Origin of the sequence: Actinosynnema sp. NPDC023658, from assembly GCF_040639995.1 — a bacterium.
In the GTDB taxonomy this organism is placed as follows: Bacteria; Actinomycetota; Actinomycetes; order Mycobacteriales; family Pseudonocardiaceae; genus Actinosynnema.
In genome coordinates this window covers 1-4,445 of the sequence record NZ_JBFAAX010000485.1, presented here as the reverse complement: position 1 = coordinate 4,445, position 4,445 = coordinate 1, and the positions used below count along the sequence as shown (strand labels likewise).

The 4,445-nt window shown below is 65.6% G+C and carries 5 protein-coding genes; 1 reads left to right on the top strand and 4 read right to left on the bottom strand.

Annotation, left to right across the window (positions count from 1 at the left end):
• Positions 1–95: 95 nt before the first annotated feature.
• Positions 96–305: a hypothetical protein gene (locus AB0G02_RS29550; protein ID WP_360800256.1), complete on the top strand. Its 210-nt coding sequence runs from the start codon at positions 96–98 to the stop codon at positions 303–305.
• Here AB0G02_RS29550 and iolE read toward each other — a convergent pair.
• From iolE to AB0G02_RS29530, 4 genes are all read right to left on the bottom strand, one after another.
• A complete protein-coding gene (gene iolE / locus AB0G02_RS29545; RefSeq protein WP_360800253.1) occupies positions 269–1,114 on the bottom strand; it encodes a myo-inosose-2 dehydratase in 846 nt (281 codons plus the stop codon). The two genes, AB0G02_RS29550 and iolE, sit on opposite strands and share 37 nt — an antisense overlap.
• Positions 1,111–1,677: a hypothetical protein gene (locus AB0G02_RS29540; protein ID WP_360800251.1), complete on the bottom strand. Its 567-nt coding sequence runs from the start codon at positions 1,675–1,677 to the stop codon at positions 1,111–1,113. Before AB0G02_RS29540 ends, iolE begins: the two co-directional genes overlap by 4 nt.
• Positions 1,678–1,697: 20 nt before the next feature.
• A complete protein-coding gene (locus tag AB0G02_RS29535; protein WP_360800249.1) occupies positions 1,698–2,858 on the bottom strand; it encodes a ferritin-like protein in 1,161 nt (386 codons plus the stop codon).
• 66 nt (positions 2,859–2,924) lie between these two features.
• Positions 2,925–4,445: GMC family oxidoreductase (locus tag AB0G02_RS29530; RefSeq protein WP_360800246.1), on the bottom strand; the 1,521-nt coding region annotated here is incomplete at its 5' end.

Below are 4,445 nucleotides of genomic sequence, written 5' to 3'. Positions count from 1 at the left end.
GCCTCGCGCAGCACCTGGCTCAGCACGCCGGTGACCGGCAGCGCCAGCGCGACCGCGGGCAGCACCAGCCCCGCCGGGTGGGCGGCCGACACCGGATGGGCCTGTTCACGCCCCTGGCGGCGGCCGGCGTGCTCGGCGTGATGGCCAACGTCATCGCGCTGAAGTACCGGGCCGGTTTTCTCGCGCCCAACGGCGTGGAGCTGGAGGTGGCGTACGCGGCGATGGCGTTCGCCGCGCTGTTCGCGGGGCCCGGCCGGGCCGCACTCGACTACAACCGCGCCTCGACGACCAGCCATCCCTCGTAGCCGGCTTCCCCCAGCGTCGAGAGGATGGGCTCGAAGTCGATAGTGCCTTCCGAGTCCCCGGGCACGGTGAAGACGCCCTGCAGAATTCCCTCCTGGAAGGAGAGGTGGTCGCTCCGCACCTTCTCGGCCACCGACTGGCGGACGTTCTTGAGGTGAACGTGCTTGATCCGCTGCTTGTGCCTCTCCGCGGTCTCGAGCGGGTCGTCGCCCGCGAACTGGAGATGTCCGGTGTCGAACAGCAGGTGCACGTAGTCCGGGTTGGTGCCCGCCATCAACCTGTCGATGTCCTCGGCCGTCTGCACACCGGTGCCCATGTGATGGTGGTAGCAGAGCCGCATCCCGCCATCCGCAGCCAGCTTCCCGATCTCGTCGAGCCCGCTGGTGAGGAGGTCCCAATCGTCTTCGGTGAAGTGGGGGCGGTGCTCGAAAACAGGGATGGGCTGCAGGTGCGACGACTGCCCGAACTCTGCGACCACGATGTCCTGGCCGCCCACTTTCTCGAGGAACTCCAGCTGCCTCTGGAAATTTTCGATGGTCCGGTCCTTGTCGCCGATGGTGAAGTAGGTGCTCACCCACGGCTCGGACACCTTCAGGCCGCGCAGGTCGAGTGCCGCCTTGAGTACAGCGGGGTCGGCCGGGTACTTGTGGCCGACGCTGCAGCCCTGGAAACCCGCGAGCGCCATCTCGCTCACGCATTGCTCGAACGGGATCCCGATGTCGATCAGCGGGAAGTCGTCGTTCCACCACAGGGTCGGCGTCACGCCGAGTGATACCTTGTCGCGGCTCAAGTTCGGGACGGTGCCGGTCATTGCACTTGCTCCTTCTGGTAGTTCTCGAATGCGGGAGGATTGACCCACGACCCGTAGCCCGGCGCCTTCGCGCCGGATGGGTGGGCGCCGATCGCCCGCCACAACAGCCCCTCGGTGTAGGCCTCGGAGGAGACGACGAACAAGGCTTTGCGTCCGTCTTCGGCGTACGCGCCGCTTTCCCCGGCCTGGTGTTGTCCGGGCACGGCCTGCCGGTTCCGGATTTCCTCGGGCCGGCTGTCATCCGGGACGGCGGGCTTCGCGCCGCTCCGGCCGGGCGCCGTCCAGGCCGCCACGTCCATGCGTCCCGCCAGTTCCGGGCCGTACCAGACGCCGACGTACCAAAGCTTGATGATGCTTTGCACCAGCGGATCGGCGGGGACGACAGAGGAGTCGGAGGAGATCGCGTTCTGGATCGCATCCGGCCCTGCTTGATTCACGACTGTTTCGTAGTACGCCTCGGCTTGACCGGTTCCCCACAGGTCGAACTCGCTGAACCCGGTCACAGCGGCAGAGAACCTCACGAATTCGCGCAGATTCTCATCAGAGGTCGGTCCTTGCGTCACGGTGCCTCCTCCTTCGACGGTCAGAGCTCGAATGTCGGGCCGGCGTTCGCCCCCGGATGCCCTGTGAGCGGGTTGCGGATGAGGCGGTTCATGCTGTCCCGAATGCTGAACATTTCCCAAACCGCCTTGAGCAGCAGCTCGGGCTGACCGTTGTAGGCGAGATTGACACTGGTGAGGAAGGTGGCGTACGACTGGTTGAATCCCTTGGCCGCCGCCAGGACCTCCGGATCTCCTTCGAGGTCCGCCAGCTTGATGTCCGGCTTCACCGGATAGACGGCATCCCAGTCGACGTGCAGAGCCGGGCCGGAAGGATCGCCTGGCTCGTCGCCCTTCTGGTAGTACTTCCCCAACTCCAGTTGCTGGAACCGGTAGTAGTGGGCGATTTCATCCTGGTTGTCGAAGATGGCGCCGTGCAGCCCTTCACCCTGCTCCGCGACGAGGGCGAGTGCCGCGACCGCGGTGTCCCGCCCCGTCACCTTGATCACATCGCCGCCACCCGAGTAGAAGTACTCGGAGGTCACCTGGCGAGCGGGATCGCCGGTGAAAATCGTCCTCCCCGCCTCACGGGCCTGGTCCTCCAGGTGGTTGATACCCCGAACGATCTCCTCGTAGAACTCACCGATGCTCCCGAAGCGCTGGGTGGGTTCTCCGGGGACGAGGCCGAGGATGGCGCCGGACTCCTCGAGTTCCGCCAGTGTGTCCGGTGGCGGTGCCGAGCCGTTGGACATCAGTCCAAGGGCCACCCAGTCCATCGGCACGACCCTGTCTTTCTCGCTGGCTGCCTGCGCGGGCTTCTCGATCTTCAGGAACGTGTCGAGAGCCTCGCGCGAGAACGGTCGGAGATGCACCTCGAAGTAATCCGGGCCGGACGGCAGGCGCGTTGGATAGTTCGGCACGAAGCCGGGCCTGGTGAGGTTCGGCGTCCCGCCCACGGCGTTCAGGACGTTCGCGACCAGGGTGAGGTGCAGCATCTCCTCGACGGCCACGACCCTGATGACGTGCCAGGCATCCGAGTTCTTCCCGGGGTGTAGCGAGTAGAGGGCGGTCAGGTAGGGCGGGAGCGTTGCATGCTCCAGCTGGAGCCCTTTGTAGAGGTACTCGTGCAGCTCCTCGATGGTCTGGATCATGGAGCCCTGGGACGGCTCCTGTTCTGCAACGGACACGGATTCTGAAACGGACATGTTCTCCCTATCGCGGGCGGTGGCGGTGGCCGGTGTCGCGGGCGACCCGCCGATCTGTCGGCCGTCTTAGCTGGCGACGGTGACCGGCGCCTTGGCGGCACGCAGGTACCTGGCGATGTGGGTCGAACTGCGGAAGGCGAGCGCCGCCATGGTCAGGCTGATGTTGGAAGTCCCGATGGAGGGCAAGCTGCCCGGCCCGACCAGGTAGAGATTGTCGTGGTCCCACGACTGCTGGGTGTGGTCGACCACCGAGTTCGTCGGGTCGGTTCCCATGATGTGGGTGCCCGCCAGGTGGTTGCCGCCCAGAATGTTGTACCACTGGCCGTCGTACTCGACAGCGCTGTAGCTCTTCTCGTCGTAATGGGTTTTGTCCTCAGCGCCGAGCTTCTCGAAGATGTCGGTCGCGAGCTTGCGGGCGAACGCGGCGCCCCGCATGGTGTAGGGCGGGATCTTGAGCGACACGACCGGTTTCAAGTTGCCGATGGCATCCTTGTACCGGTCGTCCACAGTGACCGTGTTGCTCCGGTCGGGCAGCAGGTCGATCATGAAGGCCAGCAGGAGCTGTCGGGAGATCTGGTCCCCGAGTGTCCTGCGCAGCTCGGGCCCGCGCAGGCCTTTGTTGTCGACGAGATCGACCAGGTCCGTGTAGGGCGAGCCGGTTGCCCACCCCCAGCCGTCGTTGTGGATGTCCACGCCGAATCCGGCCTGGGTCCCGCGGAACCGCCCGCCGCGCAGGTCGGTGATCCCGCTCGTGCAGGTCGTGCCTCGCATCGTGCCGGCCGGCTTGGGCAGCAGGCCCCAGGACAGCAGGTAGGCGTGGTCCATCAGGTTGCAGCCGATCAGCTTGCTGCGGCTCATGCGCTGCATGTCGGAGGCCAGCATGAGCCGGGCGTTCTCGATGGCGTGCGCGCAGAGAATGTAGACGGTGCCCTTCACCGTGTACGTCTCGTAACTGTCGGAGTCGAGCGAGTGGTAGTTCTTGATGGTAATACCGGTCACTCGTCGGTCCAGTTCGTTGATCTCGACCTTGGACGCGACAGCTTGCGTCACGATCGTGACGTTGCCCTTGCGGAGCGCCTTGGCCAGCGTCTTTCCCGCGTGGTACTTGGCCTGCACAGGGCAGATCGGGACGCAGTTGGTGTTGCCCTGGCAGCGCTCGCCTTCTTCCACCTGACTCGTGCTCACCGCGCCGACCGGGACGAAGCCCTTGCCGCCGTCGTACGCGGCGTTCGGCACGCCGTTACGGGCCTGCGGGAAGCTCCGTACCTGGAGTGTGTAATCGTCGTCCGACAGGTTGACCCGCATGCCGTCCACGCCTCGGGCGACCGTCTGGTCGAGATAGGACGGCGGCATGCGGTGCATCGGGAACACGTACCCCTCGGGGAAATACATTCCCAGGTATGCCTGGTCCTCGACTTCGGCGGCTACGCCCAGTTCGGCCTCGGCCTGCCGGTAGTAGGGTTCCAGGTCGTCATAGCTGAGCGGCCAGTTCAGGCCCTGGCCGTACTTGGTTTGCAGGTCGAAGTCCTCGGCGGCACCTCCATGCATTGGGAGGGGAAAGCGCTGCGCATGCTTCCCGAGGACTTC

Coding starts and splice junctions, on each gene's coding strand:
- AB0G02_RS29550 (WP_360800256.1), top strand. CDS start 96: ATGGGCCTGTTCACGCCCCTGGCGGCGGCCGGCGTGCTCGGCGTGATG.
- iolE (WP_360800253.1), bottom strand. CDS start 1,114: ATGACCGGCACCGTCCCGAACTTGAGCCGCGACAAGGTATCACTCGGC.
- AB0G02_RS29535 (WP_360800249.1), bottom strand. CDS start 2,858: ATGTCCGTTTCAGAATCCGTGTCCGTTGCAGAACAGGAGCCGTCCCAG.